The organism is Coleofasciculus sp. H7-1 (assembly GCF_057473865.1).
This window is the reverse complement of sequence record NZ_JBYCCT010000086.1, coordinates 16,699-38,012: the sequence shown is the minus strand read 5'-3', so window position 1 is coordinate 38,012 and position 21,314 is coordinate 16,699. Positions and strand designations below refer to the sequence as shown.

At 49.3% G+C, this 21,314-nt stretch carries 15 protein-coding genes; 6 read left to right on the top strand and 9 right to left on the bottom strand.

All coding sequences use genetic code 11. From position 1 onward, the window contains the following. Positions 1–18: 18 nt before the first annotated feature. Complete coding sequence (locus AC2VDX_RS24915; RefSeq protein WP_378181113.1) at positions 19–2,004, top strand: alpha-amylase family glycosyl hydrolase; 1,986 nt, start codon at positions 19–21, stop codon at positions 2,002–2,004. 293 nt (positions 2,005–2,297) lie between these two features. On the opposite strand, the gene AC2VDX_RS24910 is transcribed toward AC2VDX_RS24915, so the two are convergent. From AC2VDX_RS24910 to AC2VDX_RS24875, 8 genes are all read right to left on the bottom strand, one after another. Then, positions 2,298–3,137: a M20/M25/M40 family metallo-hydrolase gene (locus AC2VDX_RS24910; protein WP_378181116.1), complete on the bottom strand. Its 840-nt coding sequence runs from the start codon at positions 3,135–3,137 to the stop codon at positions 2,298–2,300. A gap of 4 nt (positions 3,138–3,141) precedes the next feature. Further along, entirely contained in the window at positions 3,142–3,252 is a 111-nt protein-coding gene (locus AC2VDX_RS24905; protein WP_378181119.1) for a DUF4351 domain-containing protein, read from the bottom strand. 278 nt (positions 3,253–3,530) lie between these two features. Further along, positions 3,531–5,780 (bottom strand): molybdopterin oxidoreductase family protein, encoded by a 2,250-nt coding sequence (locus AC2VDX_RS24900; protein ID WP_378181122.1) that lies wholly within the window; start codon positions 5,778–5,780, stop codon positions 3,531–3,533. 91 nt (positions 5,781–5,871) lie between these two features. Then, positions 5,872–6,717 (bottom strand): nitrate ABC transporter ATP-binding protein, encoded by an 846-nt coding sequence (locus tag AC2VDX_RS24895; protein WP_378181125.1) that lies wholly within the window; start codon positions 6,715–6,717, stop codon positions 5,872–5,874. A gap of 45 nt (positions 6,718–6,762) precedes the next feature. Beyond that, the gene (locus AC2VDX_RS24890; protein ID WP_378181128.1) at positions 6,763–8,766 is read right to left on the bottom strand and encodes an ABC transporter ATP-binding/substrate-binding protein; all 2,004 of its coding nucleotides are present in this window, start codon (positions 8,764–8,766) and stop codon (positions 6,763–6,765) included. A gap of 343 nt (positions 8,767–9,109) precedes the next feature. Beyond that, complete coding sequence (gene ntrB / locus AC2VDX_RS24885) at positions 9,110–9,952, bottom strand: nitrate ABC transporter permease (RefSeq protein WP_378181131.1); 843 nt, start codon at positions 9,950–9,952, stop codon at positions 9,110–9,112. A 104-nt stretch (positions 9,953–10,056) separates the two neighbouring features. Continuing rightward, positions 10,057–11,397, bottom strand: a complete 1,341-nt coding sequence (locus AC2VDX_RS24880; protein ID WP_378181134.1) for a CmpA/NrtA family ABC transporter substrate-binding protein — start codon at positions 11,395–11,397, stop codon at positions 10,057–10,059. Positions 11,398–11,472: 75 nt separating this feature from the next. Next, positions 11,473–13,008, bottom strand: a complete 1,536-nt coding sequence (locus tag AC2VDX_RS24875) for a ferredoxin--nitrite reductase (protein WP_378181138.1) — start codon at positions 13,006–13,008, stop codon at positions 11,473–11,475. 472 nt (positions 13,009–13,480) lie between these two features. Here AC2VDX_RS24875 and AC2VDX_RS24870 point away from each other — a divergent pair, with 472 nt between their 5' ends. From AC2VDX_RS24870 to AC2VDX_RS24855, 4 genes are all read left to right on the top strand, one after another. Then, positions 13,481–15,700: a DICT sensory domain-containing protein gene (locus AC2VDX_RS24870; protein WP_378181141.1), complete on the top strand. Its 2,220-nt coding sequence runs from the start codon at positions 13,481–13,483 to the stop codon at positions 15,698–15,700. Between the two features lie 172 nt (positions 15,701–15,872). Further along, positions 15,873–16,298, top strand: coding sequence for a photosystem I reaction center subunit II (gene psaD / locus AC2VDX_RS24865; RefSeq protein WP_378181144.1), 426 nt, complete (start codon positions 15,873–15,875; stop codon positions 16,296–16,298). Positions 16,299–16,704: 406 nt separating this feature from the next. After that, a complete protein-coding gene (locus AC2VDX_RS24860) occupies positions 16,705–18,252 on the top strand; it encodes an anthranilate synthase component I family protein (RefSeq protein ID WP_378181371.1) in 1,548 nt (515 codons plus the stop codon). A gap of 222 nt (positions 18,253–18,474) precedes the next feature. Further along, entirely contained in the window at positions 18,475–18,774 is a 300-nt protein-coding gene (locus tag AC2VDX_RS24855) for a hypothetical protein (RefSeq protein WP_378181147.1), read from the top strand. A 2-nt stretch (positions 18,775–18,776) separates the two neighbouring features. On the opposite strand, the gene AC2VDX_RS24850 is transcribed toward AC2VDX_RS24855, so the two are convergent. Further along, entirely contained in the window at positions 18,777–20,015 is a 1,239-nt protein-coding gene (locus tag AC2VDX_RS24850) for a septal ring lytic transglycosylase RlpA family protein (RefSeq protein ID WP_378181150.1), read from the bottom strand. Between the two features lie 222 nt (positions 20,016–20,237). Here AC2VDX_RS24850 and AC2VDX_RS24845 point away from each other — a divergent pair, with 222 nt between their 5' ends. Next, positions 20,238–21,125: a PhzF family phenazine biosynthesis protein gene (locus tag AC2VDX_RS24845; protein WP_378181152.1), complete on the top strand. Its 888-nt coding sequence runs from the start codon at positions 20,238–20,240 to the stop codon at positions 21,123–21,125. The last annotated feature ends 189 nt before the right edge of the window (positions 21,126–21,314 follow it).

Sequence of the window (21,314 nt, the reverse complement as noted above, 5' to 3'; positions counted from 1 at the left end):
ATTCAAGAGGTTTTTGTAATGCTTCCCAATTTATTACACCGCAAACAGACGCATTTCATTTTGTGGCGTCCAGGAAATATTCAACCACATCCAACGCTTTACATTGGCTACTTTCCAGCAGATAATCCAAACTCATTTGCAAACTTTCAAGAATTTGACCTGATCCAATCAACAGATTTTCCAGAATTGTGGGAAATCCCCGCTGAAAACTGCAATTTAATCGACGGGCAGGTTTATTTTTACTGGTTTAAAGTCCGCGACACCGACGCCTACACCAACACCCCTCGAATTCTCTACTGCACCGATCCTACAGCTTACACAGTAGATCGGCGTTTCTCTGCCCCAAAAGAATCCTCCCAAGAAAACAGTATCTCCAGCCTAGATCCAGCCAGCGTAATATTGTATCGAGATAAAATGCTGGTTCCGTGCGATCCGGAGGGGCAAACTGCGGATTGGGAAGGAGATACGACAGAAAACCTACAACCTAATAATCGGTTAGTTATTTACGAGTTACCCACCCGCTGGACTCGAATTCGTTCAACTGGGGGAATTCAAGAAGGAAATGGGACTTTTCAAGACGTAATTTCTCTATTTGTGCAAGAAGCGATCGCGCCTAATTTTTCTACAGTCCGCGCCTTACAAAACCGCGCTCATCTTGTGGAATTAGGTGTCAATGCTTTGGAACTTTTACCGCCATCTGATAGCGATCAAACGGATAATTGGGGCTACGGTACGGCTAATTATTTTGCCCCCGATTATGACTTAGGTCGCCCAGATAGTCAAGAAGCACCTACTGCTTCCACCGATTTAATCAATATCATCAAAGTTTGCCATGAACACGGCGTGCGCTTTTTTGTTGATGCGGTAATGGCTTTCTCCTACAACAATCCTTACCGTAATATCAATTATCTGGATTTTTACATCAAATTTAACAGCGGCGATGCAGAACAAGGAAATCGGGACGGATTTGGCGGTGATTTGTTTAAGTACAACTTTTGGGTACAAGGCTATCACCCGATAACAGGAAACCTGTCGCATTTCGTTCCTGCCCGCGAATACATGAAAGCCTACATTGCCCACTGGATAGATTATTATCGGGTAGATGGTTTGCGCCTCGATAGCGTCAACAATATCGGCAATTTTGACTTTTTGCAGGAATTCAAAGATTATGCGCGATCGCTTTGGCAGGAGCAAGGCAAAAGCGGTGATAAATTTCTTGTAGTCGGTGAAGAATTAAGCGTCCCTCTGGCTTTAATTTCTCAGAATCGCCTCGACGGACTGTGGAACGAAAAGTTTAAGCAGATTGTCCGTAGCGTCATTCTAGGACAAAATTCTTCTGATGAGCCTAGCTTTGAATGGAGCGTCCGCAAACTCATTGACTGTCGTAACTTAGGGTTTGCAGATGGTTCTCAAGCGGTTAATTATTTGACTTCCCATGATGTGGGAGGTTTTGGCAACGAACGTCTCTACAGCTACCTAAATAACAATCAAGTTTTTGATACAGAAAAGCGCATCAAACTAGCATTTGTTTGTTTGTTTACTGCTGTCGGGGTTCCGATGATTTTGGCAGGAGATGAATTCGCTGATCAGAATGACTTGCCAACTTCAGATGACCATAAAAAACAGGTCGATCCGGTTAACTACAGCCGTCTGACGGATGATTGGCGACAGCGTATTTTCAATTATGTTTGTAGATTAGTGAAGTTTCGGACTACTTCTAATGCTTTAGCAGTAAATGACACTCATTTTATTCAGGTTGACTTCAATGAAGGCAAGCGAGTTGTTGTTTGGCAGCGAGGCAAAGACGATCAATTAGTGATTGTGGTGGCGAATTTCTCTGAGTACGGGACTCCTCCAGGTTCTGAGTATAAAATACCGAATTGGCCTGCAACTCCGGCAGGTAAACAGTGGAAAGAAATGACGCAAGATCGCATGGTTCCAGTTGAATGGGCAGGCAAAGAAGGTGTCTTCCCGTGGGAAGCGAAGGTGTACGAGCTAGTTTAAAGCAATTCACCCTTAAATAGGGACACAGCACTGCCGTGTCCCTATGGGTTTCTAAACATCAATACACGCTATTTTCTGCTAAATTCGCTGGTAGCTAATTAAGTTTCGTCGTAGCGTGGCGCAGTCAGAATGATAGCGCTTGACTGAATTTCTAGTAGTTAATCCCGATTTCAACTTGGTTTGCCAACCGCTTGAGAATGACTTAGCGTTTTTTGCATTTTTCCATAGTTTTTCTTCTGATTAGATGGGCATCTAATTAAAAGTTGAGAGAATTAGTTTTGTCCAAATTACCGTCACAGATGGCGAATGCCAAAAGCCAAGCCGTGACAGACGCCAGTAAGAAAATCTAAATCCAGGGTGTCAATGCGATCGCTCGGCTGATGGTAGTGTGGATTCCGCATAAACGCCGTATCCGTCACCATCATTGCTTTATAGCCCAAATCCCAGAAGGGCGAATGATCGCTCAATCGCGTTTGGCGAACCATTAATCCTTTATTTGGCACCGGCAACCATTCGCTTGGAACCCCAACTTTACGAATGTTGCGGCTAAGGTGGATTAAATCAGGAATGGTCGGCAAATTACCGATTAAAGCAATGAAATCACCCCGATTGGGGTAAAAGCGTTCTAAACCAGTCGGATAGCGTTGCGAACCAGGGGCAGAATCGCAATATCCCAGCATTTCTAAGGAAAGCATCAAACGAAGCGATTGTCCTTGTTGCTTCAAATCAGCGGCATATTGCTGACTCCCCAGCATCCCGTATTCTTCCATATCAAAAGCAACCAATCGCACCGGGTATTTTGCCGGTTCTGCTGCGAAAATTCTCGCTAATTCCAATAGCGCGGCGACACCCGTGGCATTATCATCTGCGCCTGGGGTGCCCGGTGCCGCGTCATAGTGTGCGCCAATGAGAATCGGGGACTTCTGGTTATTTGTCACAGCGGGTAGATTCAGGATGAGATTCTGATGGTTTTGACCTCGAATGCTGAACTCATGGGTTTTTACAGTTCCCCATTGTTGCAGTTGTTCGCGGATGTAGTGCTGTACGTAGAAATGCCCCGAACTGGCGAGATAAGGATCGCGATCGCGTACTATTTGGGTGAGATGCGATCGCAAGTTTTCTTTTAAATCCAATTGTCTATTGCTCCTGAGTTTCTAACCAGGCGATTAAATCATTTACACACGAGAAATCCAATAGCGCCTTGCCCAAATCTTCTAACTGGGGAATGGATAATTGCTCAACACGCATAAGCATTTGTTGGGTTTCGATACCTCAACCCAACCTACCTTTGTTTGGGATTTTTAGCTTCTTCGTGAACCGGATTGATTACTATTAGGACTTACGCAAGAACTCTCTGCAACTCTTATTCCTTCGTGTCCTTTGCGTCCTTCGCGGTTCGTTTTTCCATAACTTTGCGTAAGTCCTGGCTATACTTGCATCGTTTCTAAAAATAGGGATACGGCAATGCCGTGTCCCTATTTAAGCCCAAAGAATTGAGAACAAATAACCTCAACTTAGCAGTTATTTTAAACAGACAAAGCTGAGGAAAAAGCCTTGGACTGAGTGGGCTGGAGTAGATACTCAGAGTCAACTTTTTCAGCAGCCAAGGGTACCAGTTGCACCGCACAAGCTTTCAGTTCTGGTTGCAGTGATTCGGGACAAGATTCGGCATGGGTGAGGGCGTTAGCTTCGGCACCATCCGCCCAAAGAGCGCCCCAGTGCATGGGGACAAAGGTAATACCGGGAGCGATCGCCTTTGTGACCTTGGCGGGGAATCGAGCAGTGCCGCGACGACTTCGCACTTCCACCCAGTCATTCTCCTGAATCTTCAAAGAAGCCGCATCGCGGGGATGAATTTCAATGAATGGCTGCGGGTGCATCTGGCGGAGTTTCTCAATGCGTCCGGTACGGGTTTGGGTGTGCCAGTGTCCGTAAAGTCTGCCCGTCGTCAGAACAAAAGGATAATTGGGATCGGGCGGTTCTGCCAGCCCCCGCGAATGATAGGCACCAAACCGCGCCCGTCCATCCGGCGTCGGAAAGCTCAAATTGGTGTAAAGCCTTTTAGGAGTGCTGAGGGAAGATTTTTTCGGTTCATTTTTAATTTTTAATTTTTCATTTTTAATTGGTTCGGGCCACTGAAGCGGACCTTGTTGCGCCAGTCGTTCGTGACTGATGCCGCTCATATCGCAGACGCGATCGCGTGTCAACTTCACATATTCGGCATAGACTGACGCTGACGTATCGTAGGAAAATTTTTCGGCAAAACCTAAGCGCCGTGCGACTTCTGCGAAGATTTGCCAATCGGGTTTGGCTTCTCCTGGGGGAGTGCGAAATGCCTGACACAGCGTTACCACTCGCTCGGAGTTGGTCATCGTGCCGGTTTTCTCGCTCCACTGCGCCGCCGGGAGCAAAACGTGAGCAAAGGCGGCGGTTTCGGTGGGGTAGTAGGCGTCTTGATAGACCGTGAAAGGCGATCGCTGCAATGCGGCTTTCGCACGTTCCAAGTCAGGTAAACTAACAGCGGGGTTCGTAGCGGCAATCCAGAGAACGCCCACATCTCCGGTTTCCAAACCCGTGATGATGTCCCACGCCGTGCGACCGGGATAGGGCGAAATTTGTCCGGCGGGGAGTTGCCAAAACGCTTCAAGTTCCGCTCGATGTTGGGGATTTTTGACCGCTCGATATCCAGGCAGAATGTGGCAAAGACCCCCAGTTTCCCTACCGCCCATTGCATTGGGTTGACCCGTGAGGGAAAACGGCCCCGCACCGGGTTTGCCAATTTGGGCGGTCATCAGGTGCAGATTCACGATCGTTCGCACCTTGGCAGTACCTTCTGAAGACTGATTCACACCCATCGACCACAGAGACAGCACGCGCTTCGACTTTGCCCAGTATCGCGCTGCTGTTTCCAGCTCATGGATGGAAATGCCGCATCGGTCGGCGACCACTTCCGGTGGATAGTGCTGGATGACTTCTGCAAAAGCTGGAAAATTTGTCGTGTTCTCGTCAATGAAATAAGAATCAATCTCGCCCCAACGCAGCAGCAGGTGAGCGATGCCATTGAGGAGATCCATATCCGTGCCTGACCGAATCGCCAAGTGCAAATCTGCTGCCTCAGCCGTTTTCGTCCGGCGCGGATCGACCACAATCATTTTGACGTGGGGGTTTTTCTTGTGGTGTTTCCGCAGGCGGTTAAAGATGATGGGGTGACACTCAGCGGTGTTGCTGCCGATGATAAAAGCACAGTCGGTCAAGTCTAAATCTTCGTAGCAGCAAGGAGGACCATCTGAACCAAAACTTTGCATATAACCCGCAACGGCGGAGGACATACACAGCCGGGAGTTGGAATCAAAATTATTCGTGCCCAGACACCCTTTGAGCAGTTTCTGAGCAACGTAGTAATCTTCAGTTTGCAGTTGCCCGGAGCCGTACATACACACGGCGTCCGCTCCTTGAGTTGCCAGAACGGTTTGAATCTTGCCCGCTACGCGATCCAAGGCTTCCTCCCAACTGGCGCGGCGGAAGGGTTCATCCAGGGAGTCGCGCATCATCGGATAGAGAAGGCGGTCTTTGGAAAGGGATTCGGCAACGGTAGCACCTTTGACACACACCATCCCCTGACTGGAAGGGTGCGCGCGATCGCCCTGCACTTTCCAGATGGGATTCCCTTGAGCATCCCGATGCGTTAGCTTACCGGCTTGGGCTGGAGGTGACACCTCCAATCCACAGCCGACGCCGCAGTAAGGGCAAAGGGTTTTTGTACTGTCAGTTGTCATTAGTCAGTTGTCAGTTGCTATCTTGTTGGATTGCTAATTGCTATTAGCCATACTTGCATTGGGGAAAAGGGGATTAGCCATTAACCAATAACTAATCATCATCATGAGCAAATCGGTTGAACAGGAAGTCGAGGGCGTAGTTCCGCAGGTTGTAATATTCCGGATCTTCCATAATCCGGGCGCGATTGCGGGGGCGGGGGAAGGGAATCTTCAAAACTTCGCCGATGTTTGCCGATGGCCCGTTGGTCATCATCACCAGCCGATCTGCCAAGAAGAGTGCTTCGTCGATGTCGTGGGTAATCATCAAGACGGTGACTTGATGTTCGCGCCAGATGGTTAGCAGTTCTTCTTGTAATTCTTCCTTAGTGATGGCATCTAAGGCTCCGAATGGCTCATCCAGAATTAATACTTTAGGACGAATCGAGAGCGCCCTAGCGATCGCTACTCGCTGTTTCATCCCCCCAGACAGCTGAGACGGTTTTTTGTCAGCCGCTTCAGTAAGTCCTACCATTGCCAGATGCTCCCGGACGATGGCGACTTTTTCCGATCGGGGTTTGCCGGAATAGACAGAATCCACGGCTAGGTAAACGTTCTCGAAGGCAGTCAACCAGGGAAGCAGGCAATAGTTCTGAAACACCATCATCCGGTCTGGACCGGGTTCGCGGATTTTCAGGGTTTCTAGCCGCACTTCACCGTCAGTTGGCTTGTTGAAACCTGACACCATGTTTAACAGGGTAGATTTGCCGCAACCAGAGTGCCCGATCAGGCAGATAAATTCGCCTTCGTAGACGGTGAGGTTTACCCCATCCAGAACGGTATACGACCCGGTAGGCGTGGGATAAATTTTGGAAACGTCTTCAATTACCAAATACGGGTCGCGGTTGACGGTTTCTGGGGTTAGTTGGGTGACGACGCCTGTGTTGTTCAAAGTGTGCATGGGGAGGTTGAAGGTTGTTAATAGGAAATGGCTAATGACTGATAACTAACGACTCACAACTAATGGGTCGATGTTAATTTCTTCGATGTGAATTGGACGCTTAATTTCCAAGCTATTGAGGTATTGGATGGGATCGTCGGGATTGAAAATGGTGCCGTCAAACATCTGCATGGGTGCGCGATCGCGTCCAATATCCATTAAGCCTAGTTCCCGCGCCGCTTCCCCAAATACATCGATGCGCCGCACCCGTTCTTGAATTTCTAGCCAGTTTTTGGGAAACGAGACAATTCCCCACCGTGCTAGCTGAGTCATCACCCACAGTCCTTCCTCCCGTTCTGGGAAGTTCGCTTTATCTACAAAGAACTGGTTATAACGCAATATCTGTTCGGGTGCTGCGCCCGTCCCGCGAACGTAGGGATCGATAAAGCCGGGACGGGTGTATTCTGGGGCGGAGCCGACGTATTGCGGCTGACAAAGTAAGTTGAGAATTTCTTCCCGATTGCGTCGGTCATCGCAGTATTCGCAAGCTTCCAAAAGTGCTTTGATTAAGGCGATATGAGCTTGCGGATGCTTATTTGCCCATTCTTCCTTGCATCCGAGTACTTTCTCCGGATGTCCCGCCCACAACTCCATATCGGTCGCAATGACAAAACCGAGTTTTTCATGAACGGCGCGAGAGTTCCAAGGTTCGCCAACACAGTAGCCATCAATACTTCCAGATTTCAGATTGGCGACCATTTGGGCGGGTGGAATCACCGTCAAACTGACATCTCGATCGGGATCGATGCCGCCACTTGCCAGCCAGTAGCGCAGCATCATGTTGTGCATGGAGGCAGGATGCACCACTCCTAGGGTATGGATTTTGTCGGGAGTTTGGGCGATCGCTTCCTTGAAATCTGCCAAGGTGCGAACGCCGCGATCGTATAAATCCTTACTCAAAGTAATCGCATTGCCATTGCGCGATAAAGTCATCGCCGTACACACGGGCATTGGCGGCTGACCATCGGCTCCCAAAGTCATTGCCATCGGCATCCCAGCAACCATCTGGGCGGCGTCCAGGCGTCCTGTCGCCACCCCTTGCGCGATCGCTTTCCAACTGGGTTCGCGGTTCAGCGTCACATCTTCTAACCCGTGCTTGGCGAAGAAACCTTTTTCCTTTGCCACTACCAAAGGGGCGCAGTCAGTCAGGGGAATAAAACCAATTTCCAGATTGATTTTCTCCAACCCATTCCGGGCAACCACCACAGGTTGCGTTGCCTTGCGCTGCTTGGCTTTTTTCTGCTGGTTGAGGAAGTAAATTATCTCATTCCGCAAGCCGTAGTAGCTGGGATGATTAACGACCTCCATCCGCTTGCGCGGACGGGGGATGGGGACTTCCAGAATTTGCCCGATATGCGCGTCTGGACCATTGGTCAGCATCACAATTCGGTCAGACAGTAGCAGTGCTTCGTCCACATCGTGCGTCACCATGATCGCGGTGACTTTGCTTTCCTGGCAGATTTGCATCAACTTTTCTTGCAAGCCGCCCCGTGTCAAGGCGTCTAGTGCCCCGAACGGTTCATCGAGTAGCAGCAACTTAGGACGAAGGGCGAGGGCACGCGCGATCGCTACCCGCTGTCTCATTCCCCCCGATAGCTGACCGGGTCGTTTATCCGCAGCATTCCGCAACCCCACCAAATCGATGTGATGCTCCACAATCCCCTTGCGTTCACCCCTGGGCTTGTTTTGCAATACTTCATCTACCCCCAGAGCGATGTTTTCCCGCACGGTTAGCCAGGGAAGCAGCGAATAATTTTGGAACACCACCATTCGGTCTGGTCCTGGCGAAGTCACCTGTCGCCCTTCTAAAATCACACCCCCACTCGTGGGTCTATCTAGACCAGCGACCATATTCAGTAGGGTGGATTTGCCGCATCCAGAGTGTCCAATTAAAGAAACAAATTCACCTTGTTTGATTTTCAGGTCAATATTCTTGAGTGCCACATAAGTACCGCCATTGGCAAGCGAGTACACCCGGTCAACATGGTCGATTTCTACAAAGACAGACATAAAAGAGGATTGAGGTATGAGGACTGAGGACTGAGGGCTGAGGGCTGAGGACTGAGGGCTGAGGTATGAGGACTGAGGACTGAGGACTGAGGGCTGAGGTATGAGGGCTGAGGTATGAGGGCTGAGGTATGAGGGCTGAGGTATGAGGGCTGAGGACTGAGGGCTGAGGTATGAGGGCTGAGGTATGAGGGCTGAGGACTGAGGACTGAGGGCTGAGGACTAAGTGAGGGAACTAAAAGAGGACTGAGGGATAAAGATTGAAGATGAGTTGAGAAGTTAAAAGCGAAGATTTTACTTATACTTCCTCCTCACTCCTCAGTCCTCAGTCCTCAGTCCTTACTCCTTACTTCTGTTCTTCTGGTACAACTTTGGAGGCGACGAAACCGACCACCCTGTCTAGCAGCAGACCCACAATGCCGACATACACAAGCGCGAGAATAATTTGGCTCAGTAAAGAGTTGTTGTAAGCATCCCAGATAAAGAAACCAATTCCCACACCGCCTACCAACATTTCAGCAGCAACAATTGCCAGCCAAGACAAACCAATCCCAATCCTAAGTCCAGTAAAGATATAAGGAACCGCTGCGGGAAAGAGAATCTTAAAGAAATACTTCTGCTTAGAAAGTCGCAACACTCTGGCGACGTTTCGGTAATCTTGAGGAATCTGCTGTACGCCCACCGTGGTGTTAATAATAATGGGCCAGATAGATGTAATAAAAATTACGAAAATAGCTGAGGGATTGCTTTGTTGAAATGCCGCCAGAGAAATCGGTAGCCATGCTAAGGGGGGAATGGTACGCAGAACCTGAAAGAGGGGGTCTAAAGCACGGTAAGTAAACTGATTGGTGCCAATCAAGATACCCAAGGCGATCCCAACTATGGTAGACAGAGAGAAGCCAATCGCCACCCTTTGTAAGCTGGCGAAAATTTGCAACGCCAAGCCTTTATCCGTACCGCCATTATCAAAAAAGGGATTGATGATATAAGGGTCCCAAGTTTCACTTAGCACTAGCAGTGGTCCTGGCAACCCTTTAGAACCGGGAGGGCAGAGGATTTGCCAAACGATCAAAAAGACTGCCAGTGCTAGCAGCGGTGGTACAATGTGTTTAAGTTTCTTCTGGAAGAAGTTGCCGATTAACTTCTGGGGATTGTTACTTAAAAAGCGATTCTCAGTCCTAGCGGCCATTTTTTCTCCTATTTGTTAATCATATTGATTAGTTATTGGCTAGGGAATAGCGAGTAGGCGATCGCTCTTGAACAATTAGCAATTAGCTACTCGCTATTCGCCATTTATGCCTTCTTAATCTTGAGACTCTTCAAGTATTCCTCTGGCTTTTCTGGGTCAAACTTGACGCCATCAAAGAACGTTTCCACACCTCTAGAGCTGCTGGTCGGAATTTCTGTATCTGCAACTCCCAACGCTTTTGCCGCTTCTTTCCAGAGGTCTTCCCGGTTCACTTTGTCAACAAGTTCTTTAACTTTGGTGTCAGCAGGAATATTACCCCAACGGATGTTTTCAGTCAGGAACCAGGTGTCGTGGCTCTTGTAGGGATAAGAAGCGTTATCTGACCAGAACTTCATCAGCAGCGGACTATTTTGCACGACTGGGCGACCATCGCCGTAGTCAATGTTGCCTTTGGCACGCTCTATAATATCTTTGGCTGGCACCTTGAACCACTTTGCTTGGGAGACAATTTGGCACATCTCCTCTTTGTTTTCTGCCTTGTCGCACCACTGCTGGGCTTCTTGGACTGCCATTAGCAGCGCTTTGGCAGAATTGGGATTTTTATCTACCCAATCAGCCCGCATGGCAAAAGCTTTTTCGGGATGGTCTTTCCACAGTTCTCCCGTCACCAAGGCGGTGTAACCCTGCCCTTGGTTCACCAGCTGGGCGTTCCACGGTTCGCCTACACAGAAGGTTTCCATGTTGCCCGTTTTCATATTCGCCACCATCTGGGGCGGTGGTACGGGGACTGTAGAAAGATCCTTGTTGGGATCGATGCCGCCTGCTGCTAACCAGTAGCGCATCCAGAGGTCGTGGGTACCACCGGGAAAGGTAATGGCTGCTTTGAGGTCATTCTTGCCTCCAGCTTTGGCTTTGGCAAAGGCTTCTTTGAGTCCTTTGCTGTCTAAGCCGACTTTTGCATCTTTGTAAGTATTGGCAACAGAAATTGCTTGACCGTTGGTATTCAACCGCGCCAGGATGTACATCGGCACTGGCTGCTTGTTCTTGGTTTGTCCCAAGGTCATAAAGTAAGGCATGGGGGATAAAATATGCGCCCCATCAATGCCACCGGCGTTACCGGCTGTACCTAGCTCCAAATTATCGCGGGTGACGGGCCAAGAAGCTTGCTTGACAACTTCGACATCTGTCATGCCGTATTTGGCAAACAACCCTTTTTCCTTCGCTACGATCAGGGGTGCAGAATCCGTCAGAGCAATAAATCCTAGCTTGGCGGTGGTTGTTTCTACTTTCGGTGCGTTGGCTGCCGTGCTGGTGGCAGCGGGGGAGGAACCCGAAGCGGATTTGGCGCTATTGGTGGGGCCGGAACTACAGCCATGAGCCAACAGGCTTCCTGCTGTGGCTACTCCTGCTGTAATAATGAATTGCCGTCTAGAAAATCTGCTCATATTTCTCATGCAAGTGGTAAGTCGGTGGTAGGGAGTCGGTAATTGGCGGTAGGGAGTCGGTAAAAGCTTCTCCGCTTAAAAGCGAGGTGTAGCCCCAAACTGTTCGATCAATAAGTTCCGCAATAAGGGTTTGAGGTCTTCGCAGGGAATGCTTTTCTGGACGCAGGTACCCAGATGGGCTTCTTTACCGACTTTGCCGCCCATGTAAAGATCGACACCTTCTAAGGTTTTGCCGTTTTTGCGAACTTTCGTCCCCATCAAACCGATGTCGGCGACTTGAGGCTGACCGCAGGAGTTGGGGCAACCAGTCCAGTGAATCCGCACGGATTTGGTTAGAAATAATTCGGCTCCCAGTTCCTCAATCGTTGCCAGGGCGCGGTTTTTGGTTTCTATCAAGGCAAAGTTGCAGAACTGTGACCCGGTGCAGGAGACTAGCGATCGCGATAAGGGATCGGGATTGATGGAGAATCGCTCTAGCAGGGGTTCGGCTAAGCAGGAGTCTAAGCGCGAGTCGGGAATATTGGGGATGATGACATTTTGCTCAACTGTGAACCGCATTTCGCCGCTGCCGTAGACTTCAGCCATTCGGGCGAGGTCTAGCATATCCTGGGCATAAAGACGCCCTACAGGAACGTGTAAGCCGATGTAGTTTAAGCCGGGTTGCTGCTGCGGGTACACGCCGATATGGTCGCGCTTTTCCCAGTCAATTTCGTCTTTTTCTGCGGCTAGTTGCAGTGGCTTATCCAGATATTCTTCTACCAATGCTCGGAACTGTTCTAACCCCAATTCATCGATCAGCCACATTAAGCGTGCCTTGTGCCGATTCGATCTAGGGCCGCGATCGCGAAAAACTTCTAAAACGGCTCGGCATACTTCTACAACATCGTCGGGATGCACCCAAGCATTGAGGGGAATGGCAGCATCGCACCGTTTGGCAGAGAAGAAGCCACCGACGAGGACATTGAAACCGAAGATGCCATCTTTGTAGGCGGGGACGAAGGCGAGGTCATTGATTTCAGCGTGAACTGAGTTGTCGCGACAACCCGCGATCGCAATATTGAATTTCCGGGGCAGATTGCTGAAAGCTTTGTTGCCTTCCCCATGATTCGTAATCATATCCTGAACTTGCTGAACTAGCGATCGCGTATCAAACAATTCATCCGCATCAATCCCCGCTACTGGCGAACCTGTGATGTTGCGGACGTTATCCATACCCGACTGAACGCTGGTCATCTCCACTCGCTCTAACCGTCGGAAGATTTCTGGCACATCCTCTATCCGGACTCCCCGCAGTTGGATATTTTGCCGGGTGGTGATGTCGCCACTGCCATCTTCGCCGTAGCGCTGCACAATCTCGGCGAACATTCGCATTTGAGCGCTGGTGAGGATACCGCTGGGCATCCGCATCCGCATCATAAATTTTCCGGGCGTAACGGGTCTGAAGAAAATCCCTACCCACTTGAGTCGGTGGTCGCGGTCTGTTTCGTCCATCGCCTCCCAGCCAACCTGGGCAAAATGTTCGATTTCTGCCTTTACCGCCAGACCATCTTTCTCTGCTTTGAATTTTTCAAATTTATTCAGACTTGCTGTGGGCGTGGCTGTGCTTGTCATGGGTATGTCCTCATTACGTGTCGCTCGAATGCCCCCAAACGGATAATCTTGTGTTTGTCAATTGCTCGTTGATGATAAGTTATGCAAACTGAACCGGGAAATTCGTATAAGAAATTACAAAATATTAATAGAAATGAAGTTTTTGCATCGGTTAGATGCAGTTTAGTCATGACATCCTCCTTAAGGAAGATTAATAATAAGCATAAGAAATTTTTATAGGGAGGGCTGGGGAAGCGATCGCTTCCTCTCAAAGCCCTATCAATGCAACCATTGAGTTTCCCTCAACTCACAGCCATCAAGTAGCAGAACTCACAGGAGCGTGACGCCGCCTCCCCTAGAACCTAGAGTTAAGCAATTGTGTGAGAATTTACGCTCCGTAAAACCGGATTAGCAGGAAATATTCAAAACGTTAAGAGGAACGCTGTTTTGTACGATAGGCATAGAACGGGTACAAAACTCGGCAAATTATTAAATGAGCATCCCGACTTCTGTACTGGCAGATTTGCTGCAAGTCCTGCCCCAGCTGCGACCTCAAATGTATTTCAAGTCTTCTTTAATCGCCTTATCCCATGCGATGGAAGACCAGGTTCTGGCATCTTTAGACCAGCATCTGGTGATTGCCAGCTTCCAGCGAGAGCGCTTCTATCGTCAGGAGGCTCACCGTTATCGACGGATTGGAGAACGGACAGAGCAGTTATATGTGCTGGCAGCACCAGAAACGGACTTTACCAGCTGTTCGGGAGCTTACGAAACGGTCGCGTTTGAGCCAACAGATGGTTTAAGTGAAGAGTGGCACTTAGTAGTGATTGGACAGAATTATGCCACCTGCTTAGTTTGTCGAGAACGAAAGATAACGGATGATATGCGATCGCGTCAGGGTGCAAAAGGTCATACAGCAGCAAGAATTGCAATCCCACCAGCGGTTTCCTCCACCCGCCTCCCTTCCGACCCCCCTCGAACGACCTCCCGATTGCGTATTTCATCGTTTGAAGGGATAGACCCCGCCCGCCGGTTTGAGGGAATCTGGACTTTCGATCGGCAAGTCAGTTGCGTCGTTGCTGAATTATTGCTGAATCGGATTTTGCAGTACCGTCCAGAATTGGCTCAAAAGCTCGCTCAAGCCCGGAATATTTACGGCATCCCTTCCACGGGTCAGTTTTTAGAAGCTTCCTTGGGAAAAACCAATCGGGAAGCAGCCGATAGGCAGAATTTTTTAGTTCAAAACTCCATACAGGCGGCGAAGGAATCCTCCGCCCAAACCCCAGAGTCTCTAACCGACAATCCCGATCCCTTTGTCCAGTGCCTGGTGACTTACTTGCAAGCGGGGCAATACAAGCTGCTCAAAGCTTATCGCTCGATTTCTGCCCAAGAACGCAAAGAGCGCCTGGTGAACTCAATTACCGCTGCCATCCGGCGGGGCAGCCACACCGGACAGCCCTTGCACCCGGATGAAATTCTGTCCGTTGCCGTGCAGGAATTAGGACAGGCACTCTCTCCTTGCCGGTGTCTGATTTATCGTGCCGGGGCAACGGATACATCTGCCACGATTAACCATGAATTTTTGAAAGTGACGGATAACGGGAATTTTCGACTTGTCTCTGCACTCGGTCAGGATTGGCCTCTACAGGAAAATCCTCTATTTCAGGAAGTTGTGCAGCACCGAGAGCGAGTTTATGTTGCCGATACTCATATAGACCCTCGCATTGTAGGAGTGTCGGAACTTCCTTCTAATCCCTCACTCCAGACTTTGGTGAGCGACTTTTCTATTCAGTCTTGGCTGCTGGTGCCAGTCCTGTATCAGGATCGGTTGCTGGGAATAGTAGAGTTGCATCATTGCGGTGCTACCCCCTATGAGTGGCAGGACGACGAATTGGAACTCGTAGAAGCCATTTCTATTCAAATCGCCGGGGCACTGATTCAAGCCGAAGCCTACGCGAACCTGGAAGACCTCAACCAACAGCTAGAAGCTCTCGACCGCACCCGCAGCAACTTAGTCGCGATTACGGGTCACGAACTCCGCACCCCCCTCTCCACTATCCAAGTCTGCCTGGAAAGTCTGGCAAGCGAACCTGATATGCCCCCGGAGATGCGGCAAGTGATGCTCAGCACCGCTCTCACCGACGCCGAGCGGATGCGTAAACTGGTGCAAGACTTCCTCACACTTTCTCGCCTGGAAAGTGGTCGGGTGCAATGGCATCCAGAAGCCTTAGCGCTGCCAGAGTGCATCGATCTTGCCCTCAGCAGTATCCGCGCCCGCAATTCGGATGGTCAGCTGCCAAAGATTATCACCAAAGTGCCAGATTCGCTGCCTTTAGTGCGAGCGGATGGGGAGTGGCTGGTCGAGGTTCTTGCCAAACTGCTGGACAACGCTTGCAAATTTACAACGCCTAAAGGAAAAATTACTATACTCGCTCAGTGTAACGACAGCTCGATGCTGGAAGTTACGGTTGCCGATACAGGTCGTGGCATTGAACCCAACGGGCTTGAGGTTGTCTTCGATCGGTTCTATCAGGAAGAAGGCGCTCTGCGGCGAACCACTGGCGGTACTGGTCTGGGACTGGCGATTTGTCGCCAAGTTGTCACGGGTTGGGGCGGTCAAATTTGGGCTGAATCTGCTGGTAAAGACCAAGGCAGTCAGTTTCACTTTACCGTCCCTATCGTGGCAAGGCAGCCAGCAGTCAGTAGTCCTTGATTAATCACCAGTCAGCAATTAGTAGTCAGCAGCCCTTGACTAATGACCCATGACCCATGACTAAATGACCAACGACCAATGACTAATGACAAACTGTTACAGTTCTTGACAGACTCGCAAGACAGGCGTTGCCTCGGTGATAGGATGCCCTAAAACGTTGGGAGAAAAATCTATGCCAGAAACTCTTACTGGACAAACCCCCATATTTGGTGGCGGTACCGGCGGCTTGCTCACCAAAGCTGAAGTAGAAGAAAAGTACGCCATCACTTGGACAAGCCCGAAACAGCAAGTATTTGAATTGCCCACTGGTGGCTCTGCCATCATGAATCAAGGTGAAAACTTGCTATACCTGGCACGTAAAGAATACTGCATCATGTTAGGCGGTCAGGTACTCCGAGCCAAGTTCAAAATCAACAACTACAAGATTTACCGTGTCTTTCCGAACGGTGAAACTGAGTACTTGCATCCTAAGGATGGCGTCTTCCCAGAGAAAGTCAATCAAGGTCGTCCTTATGTGAATAAGCTAGACCGTAACATTGGCAGCAACCCGGAACCTCCAACCGTTAAGTTTAGCGGTCGTCCGACTTACGAGGTTTAGCACCTTTTAAATTTTTTCTTCTTGAGTAGGGTGGGTACTATCCACCCTACTTTGTTCGTTAAAGATGATGGCATAGATGGGCGGAGAAATGGCAATACTGGTGGGTTAAAGGTTTGCATTCAGATATGTGAGCCGCCACGACTCCTCGATAAATTGGGGGGAACTCCCTGAAAAGTCAGTACATCTGAGGGCAACCACAGGGGGATTGAACCCGAAAAAACGCTATATGTATAAGCTTTGCGTAAGTCCTGCTCTGTCAAAACACGAGAGTCAAAATTTGAAGGATGAAGGATGAACTGAAGCGTCTGGTTCTTCCCTTTTCCCTTTTACGCCCGTTTCTGTTTTACCCTGGATGAATAATGGCGTCGCTAGGGCGAATCGCCTCGATCCAGAACGCAAGAAAATTATGATTTTTCCTGATTTTTCCCAATTTTCCGATCTGGCTAAACAGGGTAATTTTGTGCCGGTGTATCAGGAATGGGTGGCAGATCTAGATACACCCGTGTCGGCTTGGTACAAAGTCTGTGCTGGACAGCCTTATAGCTTTTTACTGGAATCCGTGGAAGGTGGGGAAAAAGTAGGACGCTACAGTTTTGTCGGCTGCGATCCTTTGTGGGTGTTGGAGGCTAGAGGAAGTAAAACGACGCAAACCCACCGTGACGGGAGGGCGATCGCTTTTGAAGGCGATCCGTTTAAAGCATTAGCTTATTGTCTAAAGCCGTTTCACCCGGTGAAGTTGCCCCAATTGCCGCCTGGAATCGGCGGATTATTTGGCTTCTGGGGTTATGAACTGATTAACTGGATAGAGCCGCGCGTGCCGATTTATCCCGCCTCAGAGGACGATTTGCCGGATGGATTGTGGATGCAGGTAGATAACCTGATTATTTTCGATCAGGTGAAGCGGAAGATTTGGGCGATCGCGTATGCGGATTTGCGCGACCTGGATGTGGATTATGCTCAGGCATATCAACAGGCGTGCGATCGCGTTACTCAACTGGTAAGCAAACTCCAGCTACCTCTGTCGGGAAAAGATACTTTGTTGCAATGGACGCCCCCAGAAAACCGAGAGAAAGAACTCACCTACACCAGCAACACCGGACGCGAACAATTCTGCGCTAACGTCGAAAAGGCAAAAGATTACATTCGCGCCGGAGATATTTTCCAAGTCGTCCTGTCTCAACAACTCTGTGCCGAGTATAGCGGCGACCCCTTTGCCTTATATCGCTCTTTGCGCCTAATTAATCCCTCGCCTTATATGGCTTATTTTAACTTCGGCGATTGGCAGATTATCGGTTCTAGTCCGGAAGTGATGGTCAAGGCGGTGCTGAGTTCCTACGCAGGCGATGCGCTAACTTCTGAGGGGGGGATGAGCGCTACCGTGCGCCCGATTGCTGGGACGCGCCCGCGAGGGAAGACGCCAAAAGAAGATGACGCTTTTGCCGAGGACTTACTTCAAGACCCTAAGGAAATTGCCGAACACGTGATGCTGGTTGACTTAGGTCGCAATGATTTGGGGCGCGTCTGCACTAGCGGTACGGTGAGAGTCGATGAATTGATGCTAATTGAGCGTTACTCTCATGTGATGCACATCGTCAGCAACGTGCTGGGAGAACTTGCGCCCGGTAAAACCGCCTGGGATTTACTCAAAGCCTGCTTCCCCGCAGGAACCGTCAGCGGTGCGCCGAAGATTCGAGCAATGGAGATTATTCACGAACTTGAACTCTGTCGTCGCGGTCCCTATTCGGGGGCTTATGGATGGTATGACTTTGAGGGGCAATTAAATACAGCGATCGCTATTCGCACGATGGTTGTTCGTTCTCAAGCCAGTGGTAAACATCAGGTGTCAGTCCAAGCGGGTGCGGGTCTGGTTGCCGATTCTCGCCCCGAAACTGAGTACCAAGAAACCCTCAACAAAGCCAAAGGCTTGCTAGAGGCTATCCGCTGTCTTGAATAGAGACTGAGGAGTCAGGAGTCAGGACTGAGGACTGAGGAGTGAGGGCTGAGGACTGAGGGCTGAGGACTGAGGGCTGAGGACTGAGGGCTGAGGGCTGAGGGCTGAGGACTGAGGAGTCAGGACTGAGGAGTGAGGGCTGAGGACTGAGGACTGAGGAGTCAGGACTGAGGAGTGAGGGCTGAGGACTGAGTAACTAATGGTTTAAAGCACCATTATTTAGTTATGGAGAAGAAGAAAGAATTGTTTCTCTTCTGGCGCAGCCCGAAGAAATCGCATCATTATTTCAATCCCCGACTTTTAAGTCTGGGGTATACTCAGTCCGTGCTTCGCACCGCTACGCTTGACAGTCCTCAGCCCTCAGTCCTCAGTCCTCAGCCCTCAGTCCTCAGCCCTCAGTCCTCAGCCCTCAGCCCTCAGTCCTCAGTCCTCAGCCCTCAGCCCTCAGCCCTCAGCCCTCAGCCCTCAGCCCTCAGCCCTCACTCCTCAGCCCTCAGTCCTCAGCCCTCACTCCTCAGTCTTTGAGCTTAGAGCGGTTTCATCACTACTGCTTCATACGGAATGACGCCCACCTCTTCACTCTTAACGCAGCGAGCGGCTCCCCGCGACAAATCCAGCGTTCTCGGCGCAATGTAGGGGCCACGGTCAGTCACCCGCACGATGACAGCATCCCCATTTTTCAAGTTTGTCACTTTTAGAAAGGTATTAAAAGGTAGAGAGGGATGAGCCGCCGTGAGTGCATCCTGGTTGTAGATTTCGCCGTTTGCCGTTTGGCGTCCGTGAAAATAGCCCCCATACCAAGAGGCTAAACCCTCCAGTTTGGTATCTGTCTGGATTAATCCGTGCATTTGGGCTTGAGCTTCCACCAAGCTTAAAGGCTTTTCCCCCAAGGCGATGCGGAGATTATTTACCCATTCGATTGCTAAGAGTTGGCGATCGCGATTGAAGTTGGTGGCGATCGCGTCGTCAATTACAAACAACTGGTCATTGCCCAGCTTACCCCCTGGCTTCCCTTCCACCAGCGTTGGTTTCAGTTGCGAAGCATCTAGATGGGAGTTTTGCAGGAGTTGCGCGACTCGCTTAGCAAATAGCTCAGCTTGGGTTTTTTCGGGTATTTGAGCAACCAAATGTCCCTTCACCCAGACTTGAAACTGCTCTTGTTCTCTGTCGGATGTGGCGACGCTCTTGCTTTTGCGCCCAGTCAACGACATCCAAAAACCTCGCCGTTTACCCATTTTTTCACCGATTGGGCGATCGCCCGATTCGCCCTTGTAGCGAGTCTGAACCACTGCAACCGGCGAAGGCGTTGTTTTGTCGCGAGATTCAGCCCAAGCAGGCAATTTCAATAAATTCTGCATCACCTGCATAATTCTGTCCGGAAAACTAGGCTTTGGCACTCGACTGGCAGGGACTTCAACCCATGAAGCCGACTGGGATAGGATGGTTGGCGCTACTGGCACTTCCTTCGTTGATGTCGATCCGGGGCGGCAAAGCACATTATCCACCGTATCTAGCTTCCGGCTAGCTTGTCCGGGCGCTTTGGCTTTGTTTGATGAAGACTGGCTCTGGTTTCCTCCTAGCTGGAAACCCCAGGAAGGCAAGAACGCACTGAAAGTCTGAGAATGTAAACCACTTAAATAAGAGTAAGGTTCCCCCGTTCCTACAGCCTGAACGAACAGAGGTTTATCGCTTTCGAGGGGATTATTGACAGCTGAAAAAACCTTGGCTGGAAGTGTTATCGAGAGGTAATCAGGTATACTCGACAACGCCTGGTTAGAGAAAAAACAGCTGACCCAAGAAGTTACCCAAACAAGTCCGAAAAATGGCATTGGCAAAAAAATCTTTAGTTACAATGCACGCTGGATTTGCAAACGTTCTCTAGTATACCAACCTCCCTATTTGGTATATCTGCCCTCCGGCTGAGTTGTGCATTTGGACGCGATCCCAGCCTCTTGCTAATAAACCATATAGCAGCGATTTTGACAAGTATGAAGCCACTTAACTTTTACATTGTTGATGTATTTGCCGTAGAAAAATATACTGGTAATCAGCTAGCAGTCTTTACGGATGCCGGTGAGCTTTCTGATGCTCAGATGCAACGAATTGCTAAGGAGACGAACTATTCAGAAACCACTTTTGTAACCTCTCTTGAGGTTCGAGAAGGAGGTTATGATGTGCGAATTTTTACGCCGGAGCAAGAATTACCGTTTGCGGGTCATCCTACCTTAGGAACTGCCTATATTTTGCAACAAGCAATTATTAATCAGCTGGTTGAAAACTTAATTTTAAATCTGAAGGTTGGGCAAATTCCCGTATCGCTGCATTACGCAGAGCAAGCAGTAGAATGGTTGTGGATGCAGCAAAAACCACCTATTTTTAGCCAAACCTTCGAGAGAGAGACACTCGCCCAAGTTTTGAATTTAGAACCAAGCGAGATAGATCGTCAATTCCCAATTCAAGAAGTTTCGACTGGGGTTCCCTTTATTATCGTTCCCTTGAAAACGCACCAATCCTTAAAGCGAATCAAGATAAATAAGGATAAATATTTTGATTTAGTTAGTCACACTCAAGGCAAATGTATATTGGTTTTCTGTCCTGAAACTTATAATCCAGAGAATGACTTGAGTGTGCGCGTGTTTGCAGAATATGCAGGGATTCCAGAAGATCCAGCTACAGGAAGTGCGAATGGTTGTTTAGCTGGTTATTTAGTTCAGCATTCCTATTTGGGAGTAGAGACAATTAATCTTAGAGTTGAGCAAGGATATGAAATTGGCAGACCTTCTTTGTTGTTGTTAAAAGCTCACAAAAATGCTGATTCCATTGAAGTATCGGTGGGTGGTAAGGTAATTTTAGTTGCAAAAGGGGAATTCGTCTAATCTGCGAGATTTGTTTCAACGCAATCGGGTTTGGTTAAGTATAATTCTAGTGATTGTAATGATTGTAGGTTGGGTTAAGCGCCTAAGCGAAACCCAACATTATAAAGCGTTTGTTGGGTAATGTTGCCTTAACCCAACCTCACGGGGTAAGGTTTTTAGCCTTAAGCGAACCAGATTGTGCCTCTATCC

What these genes read in the sequence shown, in the direction of transcription:
- AC2VDX_RS24880 (WP_378181134.1), bottom strand. Translation starts at nt 11,397, where the DNA reads ATGAGCAGATTTTCTAGACGGCAATTCATTATTACAGCAGGAGTAGCC.
- AC2VDX_RS24915 (WP_378181113.1), top strand. Translation starts at nt 19, where the DNA reads ATGCTTCCCAATTTATTACACCGCAAACAGACGCATTTCATTTTGTGG.
- ntrB (WP_378181131.1), bottom strand. Translation starts at nt 9,952, where the DNA reads ATGGCCGCTAGGACTGAGAATCGCTTTTTAAGTAACAATCCCCAGAAG.
- AC2VDX_RS24860 (WP_378181371.1), top strand. Translation starts at nt 16,705, where the DNA reads ATGATTTTTCCTGATTTTTCCCAATTTTCCGATCTGGCTAAACAGGGT.
- AC2VDX_RS24890 (WP_378181128.1), bottom strand. Translation starts at nt 8,766, where the DNA reads ATGTCTGTCTTTGTAGAAATCGACCATGTTGACCGGGTGTACTCGCTT.
- AC2VDX_RS24875 (WP_378181138.1), bottom strand. Translation starts at nt 13,008, where the DNA reads ATGACAAGCACAGCCACGCCCACAGCAAGTCTGAATAAATTTGAAAAA.
- AC2VDX_RS24905 (WP_378181119.1), bottom strand. Translation starts at nt 3,252, where the DNA reads ATGCGTGTTGAGCAATTATCCATTCCCCAGTTAGAAGATTTGGGCAAG.
- AC2VDX_RS24845 (WP_378181152.1), top strand. Translation starts at nt 20,238, where the DNA reads ATGAAGCCACTTAACTTTTACATTGTTGATGTATTTGCCGTAGAAAAA.
- AC2VDX_RS24900 (WP_378181122.1), bottom strand. Translation starts at nt 5,780, where the DNA reads ATGACAACTGACAGTACAAAAACCCTTTGCCCTTACTGCGGCGTCGGC.
- AC2VDX_RS24895 (WP_378181125.1), bottom strand. Translation starts at nt 6,717, where the DNA reads ATGCACACTTTGAACAACACAGGCGTCGTCACCCAACTAACCCCAGAA.
- AC2VDX_RS24870 (WP_378181141.1), top strand. Translation starts at nt 13,481, where the DNA reads ATGAGCATCCCGACTTCTGTACTGGCAGATTTGCTGCAAGTCCTGCCC.
- AC2VDX_RS24855 (WP_378181147.1), top strand. Translation starts at nt 18,475, where the DNA reads ATGGAGAAGAAGAAAGAATTGTTTCTCTTCTGGCGCAGCCCGAAGAAA.
- psaD (WP_378181144.1), top strand. Translation starts at nt 15,873, where the DNA reads ATGCCAGAAACTCTTACTGGACAAACCCCCATATTTGGTGGCGGTACC.